The sequence below is a fragment of the Micromonospora sp. DT201 genome, assembly GCF_049841575.1.
GTDB lineage: Bacteria > Actinomycetota > Actinomycetes > Mycobacteriales > Micromonosporaceae > Micromonospora.
The window spans coordinates 276,994-299,788 of sequence record NZ_JBNCKP010000004.1; the positions used below are offsets into that span (position 1 = coordinate 276,994).

Below are 22,795 nucleotides of genomic sequence, written 5' to 3' on the forward strand. Positions count from 1 at the left end.
GAGGCGTCTGTGCGTACGGCTTGTCGGACCGGGCCGCGAGACTGAGGCTTCCTCGATCCGGGAGGTTCCTCGTGCCGCATGTCAGGTCACACACCAGGAAAAATGGAGCCCGGGTTCGGGCGCATTACCGTAGGCGGCGCGCCGGCAGTGTTCGGCGGAGGTCGACGGTTCGCCGCGTGTCCGGTGGCGGCAGACTGGCCAACGGCTGGGCTCTGGTGCTGTGTGCCGTCGGCGGTTTCGTGCTCCTCCGCCTGGTCATCGGTTTCGTGCAGCAGCACCCATACTGGACCGCTTTCCTGGTGAGCCTCGTCGTTCTGGGTGCGACCACGGTGGGTCTTGTGGTGTCGAGGCAGCGTGCCCGCGAGCGGGCCGACCAGGCCCAGCGGGACAGGCTGATCGCGGTGACCGACACGATGAGCGGCCCCGAGTTCGAGCAGTGGTTCGCGCGGCTCCTGGTCGCCTCCGGGTTTCGCAATGTGACGGTGTGCGGCGGCTCCGGTGACCGAGGAGCGGACGTCACGGCGATCGCTCCCGACGGCCGACGTGTCGTGGTGCAGTGCAAGCGGCAAAGTTCCAGCAACCGGGTGGGCAGTGCCGCGATCCAACGCTTCGCCGGCACCTGCCGGGACATCCATGGTGGCGATATCTGCATGCTCGTGACGAACAGCTTCTTTACCGCGGGCGATGGCATCCAGATAGCCCGGCAGCTCAACATCACGCTCGTCGACCGGAACGCACTGGAGATGTGGGCCTGGACGGGAAGGCTCGGGCTGGGATCCATCGTGGACCACTGACCACGCTGATGTGCCAGGGGGATCGGGCCACCGGATACCCCTGCGCGGCGGTCGTCGCCACCGAAATCGCTGTACGAGGACGAGTTGGTCGACGCTGCCCGTGGTGGCGTGGGGGCGTGTGGCTGCTCTGCCCCATGGAGGATCAAGCGCTGCTACCCAAGCTGGACGGTGCGGTGGTGCGGGTGGGCGACAACGAGTGGATCGCGCGTCTTCGTGACCGACTGACCGGGCCATGCGCGGCGTGTCCCAGACGCGGCGGCGTGACGGATATCTGACTCGCTGCTCAGATCGACGGATCTCGGTCAGTCGGTAATGTCACCTAATGCATTGACGTGGGTTCGCGCAGTGACGGCGCGACCGATCGACTCGGGGGGTGCGATGGCGCCGAGCAAGCGACAGGCCGTCCTCATCGGAGTCAACCATTGCGGTTACGACCTGCACCTGCCGGCCCTCCGCTACGCAGAAAGCGACGTGCAGGCGCTCCGGGGCGTGCTACTCGACCCTGACTACGGCACCTTCGACGACGGTGACGTCAAAGTGTTCCCCGGTGCCGACGCCACCTCGGCCGCCATCAAGGCGTTCCTGCGGGACATCGTCCTCACCTCCGGGCCCTCGGACGTGCTGCTGGTCTACTTCGCCGGCCACACCGTCGTGCCCGAGTGGAATGAACAACTCGATGCTTACCTGGTCACCGCCGATCTCGACCCCGAGCGTCTCCCGCGAGAACCCGACAATGGGCTGCGGATGTCGTTCCTCCAGCGGGACGTCTTCGAGGCGTTCGCGGGCACCTCGTTCCTGGTGCTCGACTGCTGCCAGGCGGGCATCTACGCCGACGCCGACCGACGGCATGCCGCAGTGATGCAGACCTACCGCACCCAGGTCGACCGGCACAGCGCCCTGCTGGCCTGCCCCAGGGGTGCCGTGGCGCGAGAGAGTGCCGAGCACCGGCACGGGGTGTTGACCCATTACGTACTCAGGGCGCTGCAGGGTGAGGCGGCAGACGAGGCCCGCCGGGTGTCGTTCGCGCAGATGGCCGCGTTCGTGGCCAACCAGGGCATCGATCCGCCACCGGTGCAGTGGGTGCGGACGTACGGGCCCAGTACGGTGCTGACACAGCCGCCGCCATCCCGTCACGACCGACAGGCGCTCAACGCGCCGGCCAACCCCGGCGCCACCAGCCCCTGCAAGAACCCGCTTGAGGATCAGAGCAACTCGATCACGCAGTTGCTCGGCCGGATCTTCCGGGCGGAGAGTCGGCCGCAGCACCACGGCCAGCAGGGTGGCCAGGCCGACCGGGTCGATCTCGTCCGCTACGCCGTCGACGCGGACTCCGTCGCGCTCGTGGAGTTCGCCGGCACGGAGTTTGCCGTGGTGAGCCCGACGAGCAGATTCGACAAGGAGGCCCTCCGGCCGATGCTCGAAGCGGCCGCTGTCGAGGCGCTGCAGCACCGCACGTCCATGCCCGGGCATGTGATTTCCCACGGCGCCCGGCGCCGGATGCTCTGCGTCCCCCTCTCGTACGCCGACGAGCGGACTCTCGCCCTCGCGGTGGTCGACCCCGCCCTAGCTCAACTCGACATGGGGGAGCCGTTGGCGGTCATGTTGCGGGCGGTCTGGGAGTCTGATCCGTTCGATGACCCGGTCCAGGCGGAGATGGCCGTGCTCACCGCGCTGCGGATCGCTTTCGGACGATTGCCGTTGAAGCTTTACGAGTACGCCTTCAGCGTCTATCAGAACCTCGTCGAGTCGATGACCATGGTCTTCCAACCCGTGGTGGAACTGGACCTGCGTGCCTCGGGGGTGAGTATCCAGAGCTTCGAGGCCCTGGCCCGCCGCACCGAGCGGGAGTCCCGCGCGCCGCTGGCGGCGCTGCGGATGGCGTACGACTGGGGCGACCGTTTCATCATCGAACGTGACGCGCTGCTCGTGTCCAAGGCGATCCACTCGTATGCCAAAGCCGATGCCGCGGCCGAGTGGCAGGGCATCAAGCCGTTATCGGTCAACGTCGCCGTCCGTTCGCTGCTCAGCGACGCATACCTGAGCCAAGTGCACAAAGCGCTCGTCGACGCGGAGGTCAACCCACGGACACTGACGTTGGAGATCTCCGAACAAGACCCGATCACGCCTGGGCCGGGCGAACTGTGGCCGCAGGAGCCCTTGGTGTACTTCCACCGCCGTCTGACTGAGCTGTCCCGAGAGCTGCGCATCAACTTCGCGGTGGACGACTTCGGGGTAGGGCACGCGTCGCTGGCCCGCATGGCGGAGCTACGGCTCACCCAGATCAAGGTGGATCGCGCCGTGCTGCACCATCCCCTGGCGGTGGACGAGTTGGCACTGGTGGCGCGGGTGGCGCGATATGCCAGCGACCAGGGGCACGCCCCGCACCCACGCGCGGTCATCGTTGAGGGCTACGACGACGAGGCACCGGTGAGCTTGCGCCAGATCTATGATCTCGGCATCCACCACGTGCAGGGTTATTTCTGCGGCGCGGTCGCCTCCACAACCTTGCGGCCCCTGGATCGAGCCGTCCAGGAGCGGATCGCATCGTCGACGAGAGGCGAGAAATGACAAGCGTGAAGTTGCTGCTTCCGGCGGATGTGCTCGACGAACTGGCCTTGCCGTACGAGGGAGTTCGAGATGTCTCCAGCGTCACGCTCGCCATCGAAGGCATCGGTGTGATGGCGAATCTCGCCACCCTGGCGACGCTGCAACCACAGGTAGGTGCCTTGGTTACCGCGATCAGAAACTGGCGACTTCGCGACCAGCGCCCATCTGTCCTGTTGACGGTCAAGGGACCGGGCATCGATATCAAGCTCGATCTTCCGCGCAATGTGAGCACCAAGCTCCTGCTCAAACAGCTTGCACCGCTGTTCGACGAATAAGGCGGACATGGGCACGACCTGCGGCGTCGACTTGGCCGTGCACACCATCTTTCCCAGGTGCGTCCGGTGCGTCCCGGACACGCCAGGCCGTCGCTCATTGGATTGGCCGCAACGGCCACGGGCGGCGCTCTGCCGGCACGTTGGCAGATCCGGGCATTCAACGGGTGGCGGGGAGGGCGGCTGGTGACCGGCGGCTTCGAGGTGGACCCCCAGACGCTGCGAATCCACGCTAGCGCCGTCGACGACACCGCCGACACGGTCGACGAGTGTCGTCGCGCAGCGGCTTCGGTCGCGCTGGGTCGTGATGCGTACGGTCGGTTGTGTCAGCTGATGCCCAACCTCCTTCATTCGCTTCAAGACGCCACCGTCGACAGCTTCGGTGAGACGGCTCGCGCATTGCAGGAGGCGGCCGATGGGTTGCGGTCAGTCTCTGACCGGTACGAGCGGGGTGACCAGGACGTGGCGACCCGGTTCGATGGAGCCACCCAGTGAGCCAGCCGTCCCCTTTGATTGCCACCCGCCAGGACAGCACGACCTCGTTCAGTGGCATCTTCCTCGCGGAGGACATCGACGCCCTGATGGCGGGTTACGCCTCCGGTAGCTGGATCGATGTCTCGATAGGCGGCTTCGCAGCCTCCATGGACGCCCTCGCCTTCGTTACCGACCCGCTCGGTCAACTGGTCGCGTGGGGAGTGGGCTGGCTGATCGAGCACGTCAAGCCCTTGTCCGATGCGCTGGACGAGTTGGCCGGCGATCCCGATCAGATCACCGCGTACGCGCAGACCTGGCGCAATGTCGCCAAGGCCACCGCCGAGGCAGGCACCGCTTTCGGTGGAATGGTCGGTACGCAGGTGGCAGGTTGGAGCGGCGCAGCCGCCGATGCGTACCGTCGGAACAGCGACCGACAGGTGGCCGCGCTGAACGCAGTCACAAAGGCTGCCGACGCCATGGCCGAGATCACCACTGGCGCTGGGCTGCTCGTCGCGATGGTTCGTGGCCTGGTCCGTGACCTCATCGCGGAGTTCGTGTCGGTGCTGGCGGTGCGCCTCTGGGAGTGGCTTGCCGAGGCAGGGGTGACACTGGGCCTGGCGACCCCATGGGTGATCACCCAGGTAACTGCTCTCGCTGGCAAGTGGGTAGCTCGGATCACCCGCCTGATGCACGGACTGATTGAGAGCCTGCGCCGGCTGGCCCCCATCCTGTGCCGCCTCGAACAGCTCATCAGAGATCTGAAGGCTCTTGTCCGCGGCACCACGCCCGGAGGGCCGGCATCGCCAAGTGCGCTCGATCGCGGCACTCATCTGTTTCACGCCGACGCTGATCCGCTCCGTAAGTGGGGTCCGGCGCGACAGACACATCCCGAGGCGTGGGAGGCAGCCATCCAGGAGGCACAAGGCCTGGGTGTCGACATCTCCTTCCGCTCGGATGCCCTGGCTTATGGCCCGGCTCCCGGGCCGGGTCGTCCGGGTCAACTCGTCCTCGACCCGGAGGCGTCGTACGGGGCGCTGTTGCACGAGATGCAGCACCTACGCGACGACCAGGCTGCTGGCTGGGCGGGCATGAGAGGCTGGTTCGAGGACCCGGTCGTACGGTACGAGAACGAGGTACGGGCGTACCAGAAAGAGATTGACTACGCCAAGTCGATTGGTGACCACGAGTCCGTCGAGCGCCTGAACCAGGCTATCCGCGAAGAATATTCGAGAATCTTCGGAGTTGATCCATGACCGCGCCGCCCCCGCCTAACCTCCCGGTCCCGCCCGTGCGGCAGATGACCAATCAGGAGTTGGCAGAGCTGGCCAACAGCGGAGGACCCTACCGAGGCAAGGCGGTGTTCGAGTTGGTCGACCGGGCGCGAGCGGACGACGACGCTGCCAGTCAGCTTGATCAGCTGAGCCGGCTCCCGGCCTTGCGCGAAGACCGTGCCTTCCACCTGGTCTCCCTCGCCTGGGCGGCGATCATCGGTCTATTGGCAGCCGAGACCGCGCAGGCACGGGCGAGGGCCTACGCCGCTTTCGAGGCACTGAATCGCACCGAGCAGACGCACTTCCTCGCGTATGTGGGGGCGGAGCGCATCGAGGACGCACATCCCCGAATCTGACCAACGACGGCTTGAGTCGGCCTGGTCAGGCGACCCTGGTGCGGGCGACGAAGCTGCCGCTCCACGTTGCTCAGCCGCTCGGACGCAGTGCGCGGACACACTGGACAACCCCGCCGAAAGTCACCGCGTGTTCGAGCGACGCCGAATATGTAGAGCGGATGTCCACCTCTGCAAGCCGCTGGCGGGGCCGGTCCGCCGGCTGGCCCCGTCCGCCTCTGCCCGCAGGTCCCAGGCGGTGTCCCAGCGGTCTGATAGAGCGGCCATCAGCGCTCCGGCGCCAGCGTGCGCACCGCGGTCGACGACACCGCGGCCAGTTCGGGCTGCGCAGGCAGAAATACCGTGGGGACACCCAGCGACTGGTTCATCGCGGCGAGTTGGTACTCGGCCTGAAGATCGGTGGTGTTACGCAGGCCGCGGACGATCACTGCCACATCGTGGCGACGGCAGTAGGTGGAGGTCAAACCGCTCCAGGCCGCGACGGTGACGGAGGTCCACTCGACGGGCAGAACGGCTCGAACGGCGGCCGCTCGATCCTCTCCGTCGGTGCCCGGATGCTTGGCGCTGTTGACCGCGACGAGCACGACCACTTCGTCGAAGAGGACGCGTGCCCGCTCCACCAGATTGAAATGCCCGGGAGTGAAGGGATCGAAGCTGCCGGGGTAGACGGCTCGCATGCGTACGCGACCCGAGGTGCGTGCTGTCGGACGTGGCCCTGCCGATGGTGCGGGTGTCACGGCCGCAGGACCCGCCGCGCATCGCGGATGACCTGCTCGGAGGCCAGTGCGGCCCAGGAGGCGAACAGTTCCCGGAAGTACGCGCCGTGCCGGCCAGCCACCGCAGGATCGTGCTCGACGACGTCCAGTTCGTTGACGATGCTCAGGTCGATGAGCGACCGAAGCTGAGCCGCATCTGGCGTTCTCACGTGACATTCGAAGCGGTCGAACACCTGGCCGGTCTCTGCCAGCTCCCGCCAGGTGCGTCCACGGTCGCAGGCGCCATACAAATAGACAAGCTCCTCGGCGTCGGCACCGACGAGATCCCGCAGAACAGCACGATCGGCCCGATCAAGCAGGGCGAGGTCGAACCCGTCGGTGCCGTAGACGGCGTGGGTAAGGCCAGCGGCTTGCACCTCACTGCCGCAGCCGAGCACGGCGAGCCGTTCGCTGACTCGACACAGGTGGCCGTACAGGTTGCCCCCGGGATGCGCGATCCGCTCAGCTCCATGATCGCGGAGCCAGACCCGCACGCCTTCGTCAGTGCTCATGGCCCGACTGTAGGTAGCGGCAGTCGGATCCGGTGACCTCTCGGCGTGGGCAATATGTCACACGTGCAGGCGGCGGTGTTCCTGTCCAAGCCCGGCCTGCGGGTGGAGCTGTCCGAGCGCCACCTGCACGGCATCCACCTCGCTGCTAGGGCGGCCGCCGCAGGAGCTGGATTGAACTGCGCCAACGCCCACAAGCCGGGCTGCAAATGCTCCGGCTGTGGTGGCTCGGTGCATGGCTGGAAGGGGCAGGTTAGGTGGAATTGGCCTGCCCGCTCCCCGAAGATTGACTCTTCTGGGTGAGTGAGCTGGGCGTCTGTATGGTGATCGACATGCTCGAGGGGCTCGACGAACTGGCCGCAGGCAGCCGCCACCGAGGGTAGGACTTCGTTCGAGCGCTAACCGTGGCGTTTGGCCGTCCAGTCGTCGAGGGCGATGGTGTCGACCCGGCCCTGGTGCAGGTGGGCGAGGACCGGATCGGCTTCGCGCTGCCGGCCGCACTGCGTGAGGCTTATCTATTGTTCGGTCGCCGAAGGGACCTGACCGCCACTCAGGACAACTTGGTATGGCCACAGAGTCTTGACGTCGACCCTGATGGCGTCCTGGTGTTTCGGGTGGAGGCGCAGAGCTGCGCATCGTGGGGCGTTCCTGCCTGGGCGATCGGCCAGGACGATCCGCCGGTCGTGGTGAACGTCGGAGACGGCTGGGCGCCCTACTCGGATCGGCTCTCGGTAGCGCTTGTCGAGATGGTGATTGCCGCGTTCGAGCGCCTGCCGCTGCCGATTTTCCCCTTCTGGGCAGGGATGGGCGGGCCGGGAGTCCGCTGGTTCGCCGGTCCTGATGTGCTGCTGCGAAATGACGGTGAGACGTGGCTGTGGGTCCATGGCCGGACCCCGGAAGCGGTGCAAGCTGTTCGGAAGCGGCTGCCTGGCGAGTGGCTGATGGTCCCGGAAGACGAGGAATTCGACGACTGAGTTCTGGCCAGGAGGCTGAGACGGTTGATGGGTGGTGAAGGACGCTGTCGTCGACATCGTCGTCGACAAGGTGTGGGCGGCCCTGACGCGGCTGCTGAAAGCTCACTTCCCCTCATGGGTGCCGACACCGTGCGCGTCCTCCGGATGCTGGCCGTGTTCGTCACCCTCTTCACGGCGTGGTGGCAGCACACGGGCCCAGAACCTGCCCTGTGACACCAGTCGGCGGCGTCTGCCGAGCAGTCGGGATCGTATGGCTCGGTGAGCGGCCCGGGGCCGAAGCCTTCGGCCGAGCCGGGTCGGCGAGGCGTGCGCGGTTGTGGGTCGGAGGCCGGCGAGTTGAACGAAGACCTCGCGTTTTGGCGGTCGCGTCGCCTCGGCGGTTGATGACATAGCCGGTCAGCCAGATCCAACCTTGGTATGTCGGCTGGTCGGACACTGAGACGAGGCGGAAGGTCAGGGCGCGGTCACCAGCGAACTGCACCGAGGCTCGGCCGTCGATGACGAGCAGGTCGCCAGGGGAGGGGCGCGCGGTCACCAGTGGCCGGAGTTGCGATGGTGTTCCTGCGGCGGCCGGCACTCCTGCGCGTGCATGATCTGCCAGTCGCGCAGTGCCCGCTTGATCCGATCGTTCTCCTGGCTGAGCAGCCGTACCGCCTCGTTGAGCATGGCCACCTCGTCGGCCACCCGGGCCTGAAACTCGCGTACCTCATCGGGGTCGACGCCGCGCCGGCGTGTGGCGAACTCGCGGGCCCGCACCTCGTGCGGCGTCAACCGGGCCGGGTAGCCGGCGGGGTAGGGCTGGCCACCTCGATACACCTGAGCCACGACGATCCTCTCTGAGGGCAGGCGGGAGCGCGGAAGGTCCTTGCGGTGGGTCTGGAAGGGCGATCCGTCCGCTCGGGGCGGCGGACGACCCGCCCGCTCTGCCGGCGCAGCCCAATTCAGCGGTACGACAGCAGAGCAGTCCGGCGGGTCGGGACGGGTACACTCACCCGCCCCGACCAGGGGATGAGCCGAACTCGTTGCCACGCGAGGATCGGCCCGGAATCAACATAGCTAGACATGTCAGATGAGTCAACGCTGCTTGTTAGGCGCGTCGCGGTGTGATCAAATCGGATTGCCACGCGAGGAGTGCCATGCGAGAAGTGCCGGATTACTGGCGCATCGCCGATGATGTGATCGCCGACGTCAGGTCGAAGAGGTTGAAGCCCGGGGACAAGCTGCCCTCGATCGTTGAGCTGCGTGCTCGCTACGACGTCAGCCACGGGACGGTGCAGATGGCATACGCCCGCTTGGAAGCGCTGCGGGTGATTCGACGGCAGCAGGGCAAGGGTGTCTTCGTGACCGACCCGAAGACCTGGATGCGAGAGCCATAGGAAGCTGCCTGGCGACCCAAACCATCGGCCGGGGTCGCACAGCCACGCGATCGACCGCAGTGTTGGCCTGGGCTGGCCCGGCCGGCCGAGGCGGACGCTTTGTGCACGATCGGTTGGGAGGCGCCGCCGGCCATCACCGAGGCTGGCCGGGTCAATGAGGCGTGCGGCGGCTTCTGCCGGGTGGCCCGGGGGAGCCTCGGCGTCGAGGGTGGAGCAGTCTGCGGCAGGCCCTGCCGGCCCGTCCGCCGCGACGTTGGACGGGCCCGTAGATCGAGAGCAGCAGTGTCATGTTGCGAGTGCAGTTGACCGTTCGGATAGTGGCGTGCAGATCAACTTTCACGCACCCTGTTCGGTGTGAAGGCCTTCGTAGGTGTGACGGACGAGAGGTGGTATCGCTTCCTTGCGGAGCGTCCCGAGCTGAGTGAGGTCAACTTCTGGAGGCCTTCAGGCGGTACCTTCCGCGCTCTCACCCCGGGAGAGCCATTTCTGTTCAAGGCGCATTTTCCGCTCAACCGGGTGGTTGGCGGCGGCTTCTTCAGCGGTTTCACGCAGCTCCGAATCTCGGAGGCGTGGGAGCTCTTCGGGGAGGCCAATGGCGCTGCCAGCATCGACGAGATGCGGCAGAGCGTCGGGCGGTATCGAAAGCAGGCGATCGGCCCCGGGGAAGACCCCGTCATCGGCTGCATCTTCGTCCGTGACGTCACCTTCTTCCATGAGCAGTCGACTGCAGACCCACCGCCGTCGTTCGCGTCGAACGTTGTGCAGGGAAAGACCTACAACCTGGCGGATGCTGATTCGGCTGCGTACTTCGACCTACTGATGCATCGATTGATCGGGACCACTGCGGAGGTGGACCTCACCGGACCGTGGCACCGCCCCGGTCCCGTCTATGGTGATCCGCGACTCGTGCCGCAGCGGCTCGGGCAGCAGTCATTCAAGGCGGTGGTCCTAGGGGCCTATGGCCGGCGTTGCGCTATTACCGGCAACAAGGTCCGGCCTGTGCTGCAAGCTGCGCATATCCGTCCGCTTCCGATGGGCGGGGAGCATCGGCTGGACAACGGCCTGCTACTCAAGTCCGACGTGCACATACTCTTCGACCGGGGTTACCTGGGCGTCGACCCGAGGCATCGGCTTCTGGTTAGTCCGCGGCTTCGGACCGAGTTCGGCAACGGCGACCAGTTCTATGCAAAGGTAGGCGAGCAGATAGCCCTTCCCGAGCGACGCAGTGATCGGCCGCACGCCGAATTCTTAGAATGGCACCTCGACACTGTCTACAAGGCTGCCTAATACCTGCTCCATGCCTGAGCTATTCAGACTGGCGGCGTTGCTACCATAACGTGCCGCTACAGCCGCCGACCTCTGCTTTTGTCGGGGCGGGTGGTGCTGACAGTTGCGTTCTCCATTGCGCCGCTGACGTTTCACTGCGGCGGTGCTGGGGTTTCGCGGGTTGGCTGCGGCGGGATCGGCGGCGCGGTTACCGGGTCGGTCGGGTGTTCGGCGTGGCGGCGTAGGAGTTCGGTGATCCAGCGGGTCGCTTCCTTGTGCGCGGTGAGCATCTCGTCGCGGGCGTCGGAGACGTCCTGGTCTTCGGCATGGGCACCGAGAAGCGTCATCCACTGGCGGCTCAGCTCCTCGGCGTACCGGGCTCTGCGAAGCTGCTCGTCGAACTGATATTCGAGCTCGACAAGCCGGTCCACGTGCGGCTGGAGCGCCGGCAAGATCCGCTCGTCGAGGCGGACGGCGGCGTCGGGGCGGCAGGTGATGGCGATGTCACCCCGCTCGTAGTGCCACACGGGGTCCTCGGCGAGCGCCTGCTGCAACGCCACCTCCAGGTCTCCGGCCCGGTGCGGCGGTAGGTCTCGGGCGGCGTCCGCGGCGATCCGCGTCAGCCGCTGTATCGCGTTGGGCTGGAAGTAGTGCACGTACCAGCTCAGCACCTCGGCCCGCAGGGTCGCCGGTGACGACCAGGCGAAGGTGGCGCGGATGTAGAACGAGTACACGTAACCGCGTGCGGGCACCGCGATCAGCCGGGGCGCGTCGCGTTGTTCGACGAGGGGGCCGGACGGCGACGGTGCGGCGCCGGGCCCGACGGGCGCCTCGTCCTGTAGGGCGGCGACCAGCCGATCCCAGGTACGCGCCCACCACCGCCAACCGTGGACACCCGCGTCGCGGGCGATGGTCAGCCCGCGAATGCCCCGGTGCCGCCACTGGTCCGCAGGCCTCGGCCTCCCATCGGGGGCGTCCGTCATGGCACCCCTCCACAGTCACGGATCCGCGTTTCACGCTAACAACCGGTGACCGATTTGCCCGTCGCCACGCCGTCACCTGCGCACCCGACACCGACACCGCGCCGTCGCCTGCTGCCGCCCGATCGGGCGCGCCGAGACAGATGATCATTCTGGGTTAACCCAGCATTGTGGAGCAGTTGGGGTGTCGAGGGGTGTTGTCGCCGACCGGCAGCGGTGAGACTGGGTCCGGTCCGACAATCACGCGGATCGATGGATCGGATGTTCTGGAGGCAGCCTGTGTCCACCCTCGTGTCCCCGCTGGCCACGCTCGGCGCGATCCGCCGGCGTACCACGACCCTCGCCCTACTCCTCGCCATGGTCGCCGCCGCGCTGGTCGGCCCGTCCGTGGTCTCCCCTCGGTTGACCGACCCGGCCTCGGCGGCGGTCTACAGCTCCTGCACCATGAGCCGCTGCGCGGACGCCCGCACGGCCCGTTCGGGCTGGTCCGCCAAGGGGTTCCCGACCAGCCGCGGCTGGTACTCCTGGAGCGGCGGGAAGTCCAACTTCGCCGGCGGCCAGTTCTACAACTACGAGGGTCAACTGCCCACCAACGCCACCTACTACGAGTACGACGTCTACCCGCGCACCCAGGGCGCCGCCCGGGACGCGTACCGGATCGTGGTGAACCGCAGCACCGGGGTCACCTGGTTCTCGCCCAACCACTACACCGACTTCTATCGGCTCTGAGCGTGATGGTCGACGAGCACGCGGGTCGGGTGCCCGATTGGCTGATCGTCCGCCACGACGGCGGCGTCTACGTACCCGGCGCGGTGGTGTTGGCCGGAGCGATGACGCGGACCAGGGCCGGGTTGTTCGCCGCGCTCGACGCCGTGCTGACCCTGCCGGCGTACCTGGGGGAGACCTGGGACGCCCTCTTCGACGTGCTCCGGGACCGGCTCGACGCCGGTCCGCTCACCCTGCTGATCACCGATGCCGGTCAGCTGCTCGTCGACGAGCCGTCCGATCAGTACGGTCTGCTGCTCGCCGTGCTCGGCGACCTCGCCACCAGCGCCCCGCACCCGTTGCGCGTCATCCTCGACGAGGCGGTGCCCTCCTGATCGGTGATTCGAGCCCGTCGTCGGCGGCGGTGGGGGCGGCATCTCACCGTGGGTGACGGTCGCCGGAGGTAGTTCCTTCGATGAGCGATATACCTCAGAGGTATGAATACGACTCGGAGGTATATCGCAATCTCGAGTTGGCGGCCCGACGGTGCGGGTTGGTGTCACCCGCACCGCCGGGCATCCCGGGTCAGTGCGTCGCGGGTGGGATGCTCTGCTCGTACTGGAAGACGTTGTGCGGGTCGTACTTCGCCTTGATCTTGCGCAGCCGGGGGAAGTTGCGTCCCCAGTAGGCCTTCTCCCACTCGGCCATGCCGATGTTCGGCACGTTGACGTAGGCGCCGTCCACGTAGGGCCGCAGGGCCTGGCTGAACTCGGCGATCCAGGTCTGGGCGATCGGGGTGACGGCGTCGTCACTGTCGGGTTCGCCGCGGGTGCCCCAGCCGACGCCGGGCTCGGAGTAGAAGAGCGCGTCGCGGTGCGGGAAGGCCGCGCCACCGAACGGCTCCTGTCGTTGCGCCCCCCTGCCGAAGGCCTGGGTGAAGAAGTTGCTGTCCGGTGACGGCGACTTCTCCATGAACTCACGGACGATACTGACCGCCTTCTCCGGGAACGGCTCGCGGGTGAACTGGGAGAAGAACTTCCATTTCGCCGGCTCGTCCTCGTTCGGGATCTGGAAGTCGGCGTAGACGTCGCCCCAGCCGCCGATCTGCACGGTGACCGTGGGGTTGCCGATCGACAGGATCGGCGCCAGCAGCTTCCTGGCCTCTGCCTCCGACCCCTCCGCGAGCACCGCGAACAGCAGGATCTCATCCGGGTGGACCTCGACCTGGGTGCCGAGGCGGGGGTCGGTGAACGGTCCGACACGCTGCCAGGCGTCGAAGACCTCGTGCAGGTCGCCGAGACCGGGCCAGGTCACCTGCAGGTAGGCGACGCTGGTGAGCGGGGCGACCTTGTAGGTCAGCGAGGTGACGATCCCGAAGTTGCCGTTGCCCGCTCCACGCAGCGCCCAGAGCAGGTCCGGGTAGTTCCACGGGTCCACCTCGAGCACCTTCGCCCCGTCAGCGCCCGCCGCGACGACGATCTCCGCGCCGATCAGGTTGTCGCAGGCCATCCCGATGTAGCGGGTGAGGAAGCCGAAGCCGCCGCCGAGGGTCGCGCCGGAGAGGCCCACGGTCCCCTCCGTGCCGGTCGTCGCCGCGAGGTCGTGCTCCCCGAGGGCGGTCACCGCCTCCGACTGGGTGAGCCCCGCGCCGACCTTCGCCGTGCGGGCTGCGGTGTCGATGTGGACGTCCTTCAGCTCGCTGACGTCGATCACGATGCCGTTGTCGACGTTCGACCAGCCTTCCAGGTTGTGTCGGCCACTGCGCACCCGCAGCGCGACGTCGTGCTGCCGCGCCCAGGTGAGGGCGTTGACCACGTCCTGGGTCTCCTGTGCGAAGACGATGACCAGCGGATAGTGCACGAACAGCTCGTCCCAGCCGAGGCTGGCCTCCGGGTAGTTGGGGCTCTGCGGGCGGACGATACGGCCGGTCAGCTGTGCCGGCGGGAACTTCGTGTCGGAGGGCCAACCCGGACCGTCGGCCGCGATTGCCGAGCTACCGGCGATCATGCTCGGGATAGCGACCGCTCCGGCGCCGACGGCCGTCGCCCTGAGCAGATCACGACGGGAAAGGTCGCGCATGGTCAGAATCCTCTCGATTGGTGACACGCCTGAAAGACGAACCGAGAGGGGTATTTCCTCTCATTAGGCGCGAAACCAACCGTAATGCCCGCGGCTTCCCCGCAGATCTGAGAACTTGTCACGGAACCCGGTCGGGTGATCCGGGGACGGGTCAGTTCGGGGCGGGCTGGTCCAGGATGGCGCTGAACCGCTCCTCGGCCAAGGCGAGCTGGTCGAAGATGTGCCGCTTCACGGCCGGCGACAGTGGGGTGTCCGGCCGGCCGATCAGGTCCCGAAAGAGCGGCACCAGCGGTCGGTACTTCCGGGCCGACGACACGACCTTCGGCCCGACCGTGTGGATCACCCCCACGCCGTTGTCGGTGAAGTCCGACACCTTGATCACTCGGGCCCAGGGCTCCCGGTCCAGGCTGACCGCCAGGTGCTCCCGGTACTGCGCGTTGCGGTCCCGCTCGGGGTCGTACTCCGGGTTGGTGACGGCGGCGACCAGGGTGGCCACTCGCGGGCCGAAACGCGCGGCGAGCGCGGCCAGCGCCGCCTCGGTCGGGTCGGCCCCCGGGTCACCGTCGGCCAGCTCGGAGGGGTGGTCCTCGACCGCGTCGTGCAGCAGGCCGGCGACGATCACGTCCACGTCCCGGATCTGGTAGTGGTGCATCAACCGGATCGCCACCCGCAGCAGGTGATTGAGGTACGGCTCGCGGACGCGTCGGTCGTCGCGGTGCAGCTCGGCGGCGAGGTCGAGGGCGGCGGTCAGCCGCTCCCGGGCGGTGTCGTCGAACCGTAGGACCTCCAACCGGAAGCGCTCCAGCAGGCCCGGTTCGCCGTGGATCTCGGTGATCGCGTGCATCGGCATGCTGCCCAGGTGCGGCGGGAAGTCCATGCGTCACTTATAGCGGATCTTCTCCACATCGATGAGCCCGTTCGTCGCCGACCCGACCACGAGATTCGGCGGCGAACGCCACGGGCAATGGCTGAGTGGTCGAGTTGATCAGCGCTTGTCTGTCCGCAGTGCGGGCAGGAAGAGGTCGATGGCGATCGTCATGCGCTCGCCGAACTCAGCCCGGGTGGTCGCCTCGTACTTGATGCCGGCGGCGGTGCTGCGCAGGGTCCGGGCCATGTCCTCGGCCAATCCTCTGCGCCTGGGGGGCAGGGCATCTTCGAGAGCGTGCGTCAGCATCTCGGCGAAGCGCTGAGGATAGGCCGCGACGATGGGCCCCAGGAGGGCCGGACTGGTGTCGATCAAGACAGCCAGCTCGGTCGCCATGGAGCCGATGTAGCGACCGGTCCACAGGTCGAAGGCTTCGATCAGCCGGTCCCGCAGTGGGCGCTCAGTGTCCCGTAGCACCCGGCCCGCGATGTCAAGGTCACCGTCGAGCGCGTCGATGACAGCGTCGCGGAACAAATTTTCCTTGGAAGAGAACAGAAAATACAGGCCGGGCCGGGAGATGTCCGCGGCGCGGGCGACATCATCCATCGACGTCTTCCGGTATCCGTAGCGCGCGAAGGTGTGCAGAGCGACCTTCAGGACGTGCTTTCGGCGGCCACCCTCGCTCTGCTCTCCGGCCACCTCGGCCGCCCGCGAGACGCTCATGGCGCCACTCTAGCAACAGCTACACTTACTAAACAACATATGCAGAGTCTGTATAGTAACCATAGTGCCGACGACGCTTGACCTCGGCTGCGACCGCTCGACCTTCTCAGGAGACGCCATGACGACCCCTCGTCCACTGATCACGACCCGTTTCGACGCCCACAGCACCGCCGACGACGTCGTGAGCGGGGTCGACCTCACGGGCGTCCGCGCCGTCGTCACCGGCGCCTCGTCGGGGATCGGCGTGGAGACGGCACGCTCACTCGCGCGGGCGGGTGCCGAGGTCACGCTGGCGGTTCGCGACATCGCCGCCGGCACGAGAACCGCCCAGGACATCACCGAGACCACCGGTAACCACACCGTCCACGTGCAGGCGCTCGACCTCCTCGACCGGTCCTCCATCGCTGAATTCGTCGACCACTGGACCGGGCCGCTGCACCTGCTGATCAACAACGCCGGCGTCTTCCTCAGCAAGCTGCACCGCACCCCCGAAGGCTGGGAACACCAGTTCGTGGTCAACCACCTCGGCCACTTCGCCCTGAGCCTGGGCCTGCACGAAGCCCTCGCCGCCGGCGCGCGCGAGCGCGGCGAGGCCCGCATCGTCGTGGTCAGTTCAACGGCACACATGAACTCGCCGGTCGTCTTCGACGACATCCACTTCGAGCGACGCGCCTACGACCCGCAGGCCTCCTACGCACAGTCCAAGACCGCCAGCTCACTCTTCGCGGTCGAAGCCACCCGCCGCTGGGCCGCCGACGGCATCGTCGCGAACACCGTCAATCCCGGTGGCGTCTCCACCGGACTGCAACGAGATTTCACACCCGAGCAGAAGGACTACCTGGCGGCGGCCGAGGCTGCCGGAGCCTTCGCCTACAAGACCGTCCAGCAGGGTGCCGCCACCACACTCATCGCGGCGGTCGCCCCCGAGTTCGCCCACAGCGGCGGTCACTATCTCGACGACGGACGCGAGGCGTACACCGTCGCCGACGACGCGGAGTTGTTCGAGCACAGTCACGGCGTCAAGCAGTGGGCCCTCGACCCGGACACCGCAACGACGTTGTGGGCGGTGTCGCTGGATCTGATCCGCCAACCCTGACGAGCGCGTACTGGAAGTCGTCCCCACCGAGCGGCCCGCAGAAGTCCAGGCTCCGGTTGCCGTCGCCCCCTAGCCCGCCACCTCGGCGCGGTACGCGGCGGCCGCCCACGGCACCGCCAGCTCGCTGGGGAGCGCCCCCCGCTCGGCCGCCCGACGCAGCACGTCGACCACGCCCCGCAGGTGGCGGACCCGCTGCCCACCGTCACCCACCGCGGTCACCAGGTCGCCGTCGAGCAGCCGAGGCTCCGGCGCGGCCCGCAACGCGTCCAGCAGTGCGGTGAACGGCGCGGTACGGGCCAGCGGGGCGATAAGCGGCACCCCCGACGGGTCGACCCGGTGCGCGAGCAGGTTCTCCAGCAGCCCTTGTCGCCCCGGGACCCGGCGCGTGACCACGTCCCCGGGCAGCCGCAGCCGGTCGGTCGGATACTCCAGCACCGCCCGTCCCGCCGTACCGGTCACCACCACCTCGCCCGCCACGAACTCCTCCGCAGCCAGGGTCACCGCCGCCAACACCGGCGGGCCGGCGCGGAACAGGACCCGCAGGACGGCGGTGTCCTCCACCTCGATCGGCCGGACCCGGTAGCGTTCCACCTCGATCACGACCGGCCAGGGCGTCGCCCCGCCGAGCGCCTCAGCGACCGCCAGGCACTGCATCACCGCGTGCGCGAACGGGTTGGCCAGAGCGCCGTCGAGCATCGGCCGGCCGTCCAGACTCCGGCGACCCGCCCAGGGGGAGCGGGCGTAGTAGTCGTCCGGCCGTTGCCACGCGGCGACTGTGGAGATGCCGGTGACCGTGCCGAGCCGGCCTGCGGCAAGCGCGTCGGTCAGCGCGGTGAGGGCCGCCGAGCCGAGCGACTGGAAGCCGACCTGGGCCACCCGGCCGGCGGCGGTGAGGGCCCAGGTCAGCTCCTCGTGCTCGGCCAGCGACAGCACCGGCGGCTTCTCCACCAGCAGGTCCGCACCGGTGGCCAGAGCGTCGCGGGCGATCGCCAGGTGGGTGTGCGGCGGGGTGCAGATCACCACCACCTCCGGCCGGGTGGCGGCGAGCATCGCCCGATGGTCGGTGAAGACCCCGACGCCGGGCGGCACCGGCGCCGCCGGATCGTCCTCCACCGGCCGGACGTCGACCAGGGCGACCAGCCGTAACCGACCGGCGGCGTGCAGCGGCGCGATCACGCGCCGGTGCCACCGGCCGTGCCCGTTCGCCCCGATCACCGCCACCCGGGGCAGCGTCACCCCACCCACCCCACACCAGCCAACCTCAGCCCGGTCATCGGGCACCAGCCAACCTCAGCCCGGTCATCGGGCACCAGCCAACCTCAGCCCGGTCATCGGGCACCGGCCAATCTCAGCCCGGTCATCGGGCACCGGCCAATGTGGCCTCGACGCCGTGCCGTTGCAGCGCGGTCAGCCAGGCGATCACGTCGGCGCGGACATCGTCGTCCTCGGCCACCTCGACCGGGATGACCTCCCGCAGCGCGAAGACGGCGTCGACTGCGCCCTCCGGGCTCTGCGCGCCGGCGACAAGCGCGGCGCGGATCGGCCCGGCCAGTGGGTCCTGGAACGGCAACTGCCGGCCGTCGTCGGCGTACCCCAGCGCGAAGCGCAACCAGGACGCCACGACCAGCGCGCCCCAGCGCGCGGACCGGCCGGCCGCACGTAGGTCGACGATGGTGTGCAGGACGCGCTGCGGCAGCTTCTGTGAGCCGTCCATCGCTACCTGCAGGGTGCGGTGCCGGATCGCCGGGTTGCTGAACCGGGCGAGGACCTGCTCGCCGTAGTCGACCACCCGAACGCCGTCCGGCGGGGTGAAGCTGGCCGCGACGTCCTCGGTGATCAGCCTGCGCAGCACGTCGGCCAGGTGCGGGATCTCCAACGCGTCGGCGATCGTCTCCCGACCGGCCAGCGCGCCGAGGTACGCGACGGCCGAGTGCACGCCGTTGAGGGTGCGCAGCTTCAACCGTTCCCACGGGCCGGCGTCGCCGGTGAGCACCGCCCCGGCGTGCTCCCAGCCCGGCCGGCCGCCGGGAAAGTCGTCCTCGATGACCCACTGCGCGTACGGCTCCGCGGCCACGGCGGCCAGGTCGGTCACGCCGAGCGCCCGGCGAGCCGTTTCGATCGTCTCCGCGGTGCTGGCCGGCACGATCCGATCCACCATGGTGCCCGGGCAGGTGACGTTGCCGGTGACCCACTCGACCAGACCGGGCACCCCGACGGCACAGCTCACCGTCTGGTCGAGCATGCCGCGCAGTCGTCGGCCGTTGGCCGGCAGGTTGTCGCAGCTGACCAGGGCCACCGGCCCGGCGTCCGCGGCGGCCCGGGCGGCCAGCCCGCGTAGCAGCAGCCCCGGCACCGTGCTCGGCGGGCGACCGCCGGCCAGGTCCGCGGCGAGCGCCGCGTCGGGCGACAACTGGCCGGTCACCGGGTCGAGTTGGTACGCCTTCTCGGTGACGGTCAGCGTCACGACGCGTACCGCCGGGTCAGCGAGCAGCGCCACCACGGCGTCCGGGTCGCTGGGCGCGTGCCGTACGCCGCTCAGGGCGCCCACCACGCGGGTGGAGTTGCCGGCGGCGGAGAGGGTGCTGACGCTGAACAGGTTGTCCTGGGCGGTGAGCGCCTCGACCATGGCGGTGCTGCGGGGGGCGACGGCGAGGATGCCCCAGTCGCCGCCGGCCGCGCCGATCGCCGCCTCGGTGTAGACGGCCTGGTGCGCTCGGTGGAACGCGCCCAGCCCCAGGTGCACGATGCCGGTCGGCACGGTGCCCGGCCGGACCAGCGGACGGGCCTCGGCGGGCAACCGGCGCAGCATGCCCAGGCCGAGCCGGGAGGCGTTGACGGTCACCGCCATGCCGGGCCGTCCGGGAAGCGGAACTCGGCGATCGACGCCGGTTTCATGGTGGCGCTGTAGCCGGGCCGGTCGGGCAGCAGGTAGCGGCCGCCGCGGGTGCGCACCGGGTCGACGAAGTGCTCGTGCAGGTGGTCGACGTACTCGATCATCCGACCGTCCAGGCCGGTGCCCACCCGCAGGTAGTCGAAGATGGCCAGGTGTTGGACGTACTCGCAGAGGCCGACTCCACCGGCGTGCGGGCAGACCGGCACCCCGAACTTCGCCGCCAGCAGCAGCTCGGCGAGCACCTCGTTGACACCACCGACACGGCACGCGTCGATCTGCATCACACCGATCGCCTCGGCCTGCAGGAGCTGCTTGAAGATCACCCGGTTGGCCGCCACCTCACCGGTCGCCACCCGGCACCGGCCGTCGGTCAGCTCGGTCACCGCGCGGGCGATCCGCGCGTGCCCGAGAATGTCGTCGGCGTGGGTCGGCTCCTCGATCCAGTACGGATCCACCTCGGCCAGCGTGGCCATCGCGGTGATCGCTTCGTCGACGTCCCAGACCTGGTTGGCGTCCATCATCAGCAGCGCGTCCGGGCCGATCTCCTCCCGGATGATCCGGGCCCGACGCAGGTCGTCGGCGAGCGGGCCGCCGACCTTCATCTTCATCGCGCGCCAGCCGTCGTCGTACGCCGCCCGGGTCAACGCCCGCACCTTGTCGTCGGGGTAGCCGAGCCAGCCGACTGAGGTGGTGTACGACGGGAAGCCGTCCCGAACCAGCGTGGTCAACCGGTCGGCCAGGCCGTCGCGTCCCTTGTCGAGGATGGCCGCTGCCTCGTCCGGCGTGAGCGCGTCGGTGATGTGCCGGAAGTCGATGCTGGCGACGAGGTCGTCGGTGGGCAGCTCGGCGAGGAACCGCCACATCGGCTTGCCGGCCAGGGTGGCCCGCAGGTCCCAGACCGCGTTGACGAGTGCGCCGGTCGCCATGTGGATGACGCCCTTCTCAGGGCCCAGCCAGCGCAGTTGCACGTCGGCGCTGAGCGAGCGCCAGAACGCCACCGGCTCGGCGGTGATCTCCTCGACCGTGCGCCCTCGTACGTGGTGGGCCAGCGCGCGGACCGCCGCGCAGGTGATCTCGTTGCCCCGACCGTTGGTGAAGGTGAACCCCGCGCCGACCGGCCCGGCGTCGGTGCCCAGCTGCACGTACGTCGCCGAGTAGTCGCCCCGGTTGATCGCGTCGGATCCGTCGCCCCGAGCGGCGGTCGGAAACCGCACGTCGTGCACGTCGACGGAGGTGATGGTGACGCTCACTGAGCCTGCCTTTCGTTCGCGACTGCGGGGCTCCGCTGCGCTGCACTCCTCGCGCTCACTGAGCCTGCCTTTCGTTCGCGACTGCGGGGCTCCGCTGCGCTGCACTCCTCGCGCTCACCGGCCGTTCCGCTCGAAGTTGAAGACGCGCTTGGGCAGCCGGTACGCCAGGTCGACGATGGTCTCGGCCGCCTCGTCCATCGGCAGGCGGTGCTCGGCGACCAGCCGGGCCAGGAAGCCTGCGTCCACCCGGCGGGCCACGTCGTGGCGGACCGGGATCGAGCAGAACGCCCGGGTGTCGTCGACGAACCCGGTGGTGTTGTAGAAGCCGGCGCTCTCGGTGACCGTCTCCCGGAACCGGCGCAGCACCTCGGGGGAGTCCAGGAACCACCAGGGCGCGCCGAGCAGCAGTGCGGCGTACCCGCCGGCCAGGGGCGCCAGCTCACGGGTGAAGGTGTCCTCGTCGAGGGTGTAGAGCACCACGCGCAGGCGCGGATCGTTGCCGTAGCGCTCCAGCAGTGGGGCGAGCGCGTGCACGTACTCGGTGGCCTGCGGGATGTCGCCGCCGACGTCGCGGCCGTGCCGGGCGTGCAGCCAACGGTTGTGGTTGCGCACCGCGCCGGGGTGCAACTGCATGACCAGGCCGTCGTCGAGCGACATCCGGGCGAACTCGACAAGCATGTGCGCGCGGAACGCCTCCGCGTCGGCGGCATCGGCCTCGCCTCGCCGGCCCCGGTCGTACAGCCGCTCGGCCTCGGCCGGTGCCAGGTCCAGTGTGCGCGCGGTGGGGTGGCCGTGGTCGGAGGACGTCGCGCCGGCGGCGATGAACGCGGCGCGCCGGGCCCGCAGCGCGGCCAGGTAGCCGGCGTACGTGCCGGTGTCCTCGCCGGCCAACTCGCCGAGCCGATCCACGTTTGTCGACCAGCCCTCGAACTCCATGTCCACCACGTCGTCCGGACGGAACGTGGTGACGACCCGACCGCCCGGCCCGCCCCAGCCGTCGGCGGCCAGCTTGGCGTGCTGGCCCAGGTCGTTCAGTGGCGACTCGGTGGTCGCGAGCACCTCGATGCCGAACCGCTCGAACAGCGCCCGGGGCCGGAAGTCCGGCTCGGCGAGCCGGGCCGCGATCTCGTCGTAGAGGCTGTCGGCGGTGGCCGGGCCGAACGGGGTGTGCACCCCGAACACGGTGCGGAAGGTCTGCTCCAACCAGAGCCGCGACGGGGTGCCCCGGAACAGGTACCAGTGCGCGGCGAAGCGCCGCCAGATCACCCGGCCGTCGGTCTCCACCGGGCTGCCGTCGCGGGTGGGCACGCCCAGGTCCGCCGGGGGTACGCCCTGACTGAGCAGCATCCTCGTCAGGTAGTGGTCGGGCACGATGAGCAGCTGCGCCGGGTCGGGGAACGGTCGGTCCTCGGCGAGCAGGGCCGGGTCGACGTGCCCGTGCGGCGAGATGATGGGTTGCTCCGCGGCCAGCGCGTACAGCTCCCGGGCCAGCGCGCGTTGGCCGGGTTCGGGCGGCAGGAGCAGGTCGGTGTGGTCGAACGTCGGCACGGGGA

Annotated in this window: 23 protein-coding genes; 12 read left to right on the forward strand and 11 right to left on the reverse strand. The window is 68.7% G+C overall.

Annotated features, from left to right (window positions below):
• Positions 1-401: 401 nt before the first annotated feature.
• The 6 genes from ACLQ28_RS10730 (at position 402) to ACLQ28_RS10755 (ending at position 5,774) form a co-directional block, all read left to right on the forward strand.
• Complete coding sequence (locus ACLQ28_RS10730; protein ID WP_425686065.1) at positions 402-794, forward strand: restriction endonuclease; 393 nt, start codon at positions 402-404, stop codon at positions 792-794.
• A 378-nt stretch (positions 795-1,172) separates the two neighbouring features.
• On the forward strand, positions 1,173-3,362 hold the full coding sequence (locus ACLQ28_RS10735) for an EAL domain-containing protein (protein ID WP_425686066.1): 2,190 nt from the start codon (positions 1,173-1,175) through the stop codon (positions 3,360-3,362).
• Positions 3,359-3,676 carry a hypothetical protein gene (locus ACLQ28_RS10740; protein ID WP_425686067.1) on the forward strand — a complete coding sequence of 106 codons (318 nt, stop codon included), beginning with the start codon at positions 3,359-3,361 and terminating at the stop codon, positions 3,674-3,676. The genes ACLQ28_RS10735 and ACLQ28_RS10740 overlap by 4 nt, the downstream gene beginning before the upstream one ends.
• A 183-nt stretch (positions 3,677-3,859) precedes the next feature.
• Positions 3,860-4,168, forward strand: a complete 309-nt coding sequence (locus tag ACLQ28_RS10745) for a type VII secretion target (RefSeq protein WP_425686068.1) — start codon at positions 3,860-3,862, stop codon at positions 4,166-4,168.
• Positions 4,165-5,400, forward strand: a complete 1,236-nt coding sequence (locus ACLQ28_RS10750) for a WXG100 family type VII secretion target (RefSeq protein ID WP_425686069.1) — start codon at positions 4,165-4,167, stop codon at positions 5,398-5,400. The genes ACLQ28_RS10745 and ACLQ28_RS10750 overlap by 4 nt, the downstream gene beginning before the upstream one ends.
• A 44-nt stretch (positions 5,401-5,444) precedes the next feature.
• Entirely contained in the window at positions 5,445-5,774 is a 330-nt protein-coding gene (locus ACLQ28_RS10755; RefSeq protein ID WP_425686070.1) for a hypothetical protein, read from the forward strand.
• A 263-nt stretch (positions 5,775-6,037) separates the two neighbouring features.
• Here the strand turns inward: ACLQ28_RS10755 and coaD are convergent, their stop codons facing one another.
• Entirely contained in the window at positions 6,038-6,448 is a 411-nt protein-coding gene (gene coaD, locus ACLQ28_RS10760; protein ID WP_425686071.1) for a pantetheine-phosphate adenylyltransferase, read from the reverse strand.
• Between the two features lie 56 nt (positions 6,449-6,504).
• Positions 6,505-7,038 (reverse strand): DUF6817 domain-containing protein, encoded by a 534-nt coding sequence (locus tag ACLQ28_RS10765; RefSeq protein WP_425686072.1) that lies wholly within the window; start codon positions 7,036-7,038, stop codon positions 6,505-6,507.
• 401 nt (positions 7,039-7,439) lie between these two features.
• Between ACLQ28_RS10765 and ACLQ28_RS10770 the strand changes: the two genes are divergently transcribed.
• Positions 7,440-8,009, forward strand: coding sequence for a hypothetical protein (locus ACLQ28_RS10770; protein ID WP_425686073.1), 570 nt, complete (start codon positions 7,440-7,442; stop codon positions 8,007-8,009).
• A gap of 531 nt (positions 8,010-8,540) precedes the next feature.
• Here ACLQ28_RS10770 and ACLQ28_RS10775 read toward each other — a convergent pair.
• Entirely contained in the window at positions 8,541-8,834 is a 294-nt protein-coding gene (locus tag ACLQ28_RS10775; RefSeq protein WP_425686074.1) for a DivIVA domain-containing protein, read from the reverse strand.
• A 311-nt stretch (positions 8,835-9,145) separates the two neighbouring features.
• On the opposite strand from ACLQ28_RS10775, the gene ACLQ28_RS10780 reads away from it, so the two are divergent.
• Positions 9,146-9,385: a winged helix-turn-helix domain-containing protein gene (locus tag ACLQ28_RS10780; protein ID WP_425686075.1), complete on the forward strand. Its 240-nt coding sequence runs from the start codon at positions 9,146-9,148 to the stop codon at positions 9,383-9,385.
• A gap of 354 nt (positions 9,386-9,739) precedes the next feature.
• Positions 9,740-10,672 (forward strand): HNH endonuclease, encoded by a 933-nt coding sequence (locus tag ACLQ28_RS10785; protein WP_425686076.1) that lies wholly within the window; start codon positions 9,740-9,742, stop codon positions 10,670-10,672.
• A 131-nt stretch (positions 10,673-10,803) separates the two neighbouring features.
• Here the strand turns inward: ACLQ28_RS10785 and ACLQ28_RS10790 are convergent, their stop codons facing one another.
• A complete protein-coding gene (locus ACLQ28_RS10790) occupies positions 10,804-11,634 on the reverse strand; it encodes a hypothetical protein (RefSeq protein ID WP_425686077.1) in 831 nt (276 codons plus the stop codon).
• Between the two features lie 276 nt (positions 11,635-11,910).
• Here ACLQ28_RS10790 and ACLQ28_RS10795 point away from each other — a divergent pair, with 276 nt between their 5' ends.
• Positions 11,911-12,360 (forward strand): ribonuclease domain-containing protein, encoded by a 450-nt coding sequence (locus ACLQ28_RS10795; protein WP_244166133.1) that lies wholly within the window; start codon positions 11,911-11,913, stop codon positions 12,358-12,360.
• 5 nt (positions 12,361-12,365) lie between these two features.
• Positions 12,366-12,731 (forward strand): barstar family protein, encoded by a 366-nt coding sequence (locus tag ACLQ28_RS10800; protein ID WP_425686259.1) that lies wholly within the window; start codon positions 12,366-12,368, stop codon positions 12,729-12,731.
• Between the two features lie 190 nt (positions 12,732-12,921).
• Here ACLQ28_RS10800 and ACLQ28_RS10805 read toward each other — a convergent pair whose 3' ends face one another.
• The 3 genes from ACLQ28_RS10805 to ACLQ28_RS10815 all read right to left on the reverse strand — a co-directional run bounded on the left by ACLQ28_RS10805 (position 12,922) and on the right by ACLQ28_RS10815 (position 16,003).
• Positions 12,922-14,415, reverse strand: a complete 1,494-nt coding sequence (locus ACLQ28_RS10805) for an FAD-binding oxidoreductase (protein WP_425686078.1) — start codon at positions 14,413-14,415, stop codon at positions 12,922-12,924.
• A gap of 151 nt (positions 14,416-14,566) precedes the next feature.
• A complete protein-coding gene (locus ACLQ28_RS10810; protein ID WP_425686079.1) occupies positions 14,567-15,292 on the reverse strand; it encodes an HD domain-containing protein in 726 nt (241 codons plus the stop codon).
• 108 nt (positions 15,293-15,400) lie between these two features.
• Positions 15,401-16,003, reverse strand: a complete 603-nt coding sequence (locus ACLQ28_RS10815; RefSeq protein WP_425686080.1) for a TetR/AcrR family transcriptional regulator — start codon at positions 16,001-16,003, stop codon at positions 15,401-15,403.
• Positions 16,004-16,121: 118 nt separating this feature from the next.
• On the opposite strand from ACLQ28_RS10815, the gene ACLQ28_RS10820 reads away from it, so the two are divergent.
• Positions 16,122-17,099, forward strand: coding sequence for an SDR family NAD(P)-dependent oxidoreductase (locus tag ACLQ28_RS10820; protein WP_425686081.1), 978 nt, complete (start codon positions 16,122-16,124; stop codon positions 17,097-17,099).
• Between the two features lie 69 nt (positions 17,100-17,168).
• Here the strand turns inward: ACLQ28_RS10820 and ACLQ28_RS10825 are convergent, their stop codons facing one another.
• The 4 genes from ACLQ28_RS10825 to uxaC all read right to left on the reverse strand — a co-directional run bounded on the left by ACLQ28_RS10825 (position 17,169) and on the right by uxaC (position 22,790).
• Entirely contained in the window at positions 17,169-18,380 is a 1,212-nt protein-coding gene (locus ACLQ28_RS10825) for a Gfo/Idh/MocA family protein (RefSeq protein ID WP_425686082.1), read from the reverse strand.
• A gap of 76 nt (positions 18,381-18,456) precedes the next feature.
• On the reverse strand, positions 18,457-19,947 hold the full coding sequence (locus ACLQ28_RS10830; protein WP_425686083.1) for a mannitol dehydrogenase family protein: 1,491 nt from the start codon (positions 19,945-19,947) through the stop codon (positions 18,457-18,459).
• A complete protein-coding gene (locus ACLQ28_RS10835; protein ID WP_425686084.1) occupies positions 19,938-21,242 on the reverse strand; it encodes an enolase C-terminal domain-like protein in 1,305 nt (434 codons plus the stop codon). Before ACLQ28_RS10835 ends, ACLQ28_RS10830 begins: the two co-directional genes overlap by 10 nt.
• 114 nt (positions 21,243-21,356) lie before the next feature.
• Positions 21,357-22,790 carry a glucuronate isomerase gene (uxaC, locus tag ACLQ28_RS10840; RefSeq protein WP_425686085.1) on the reverse strand — a complete coding sequence of 478 codons (1,434 nt, stop codon included), beginning with the start codon at positions 22,788-22,790 and terminating at the stop codon, positions 21,357-21,359.
• Positions 22,791-22,795 lie beyond the last annotated feature (5 nt).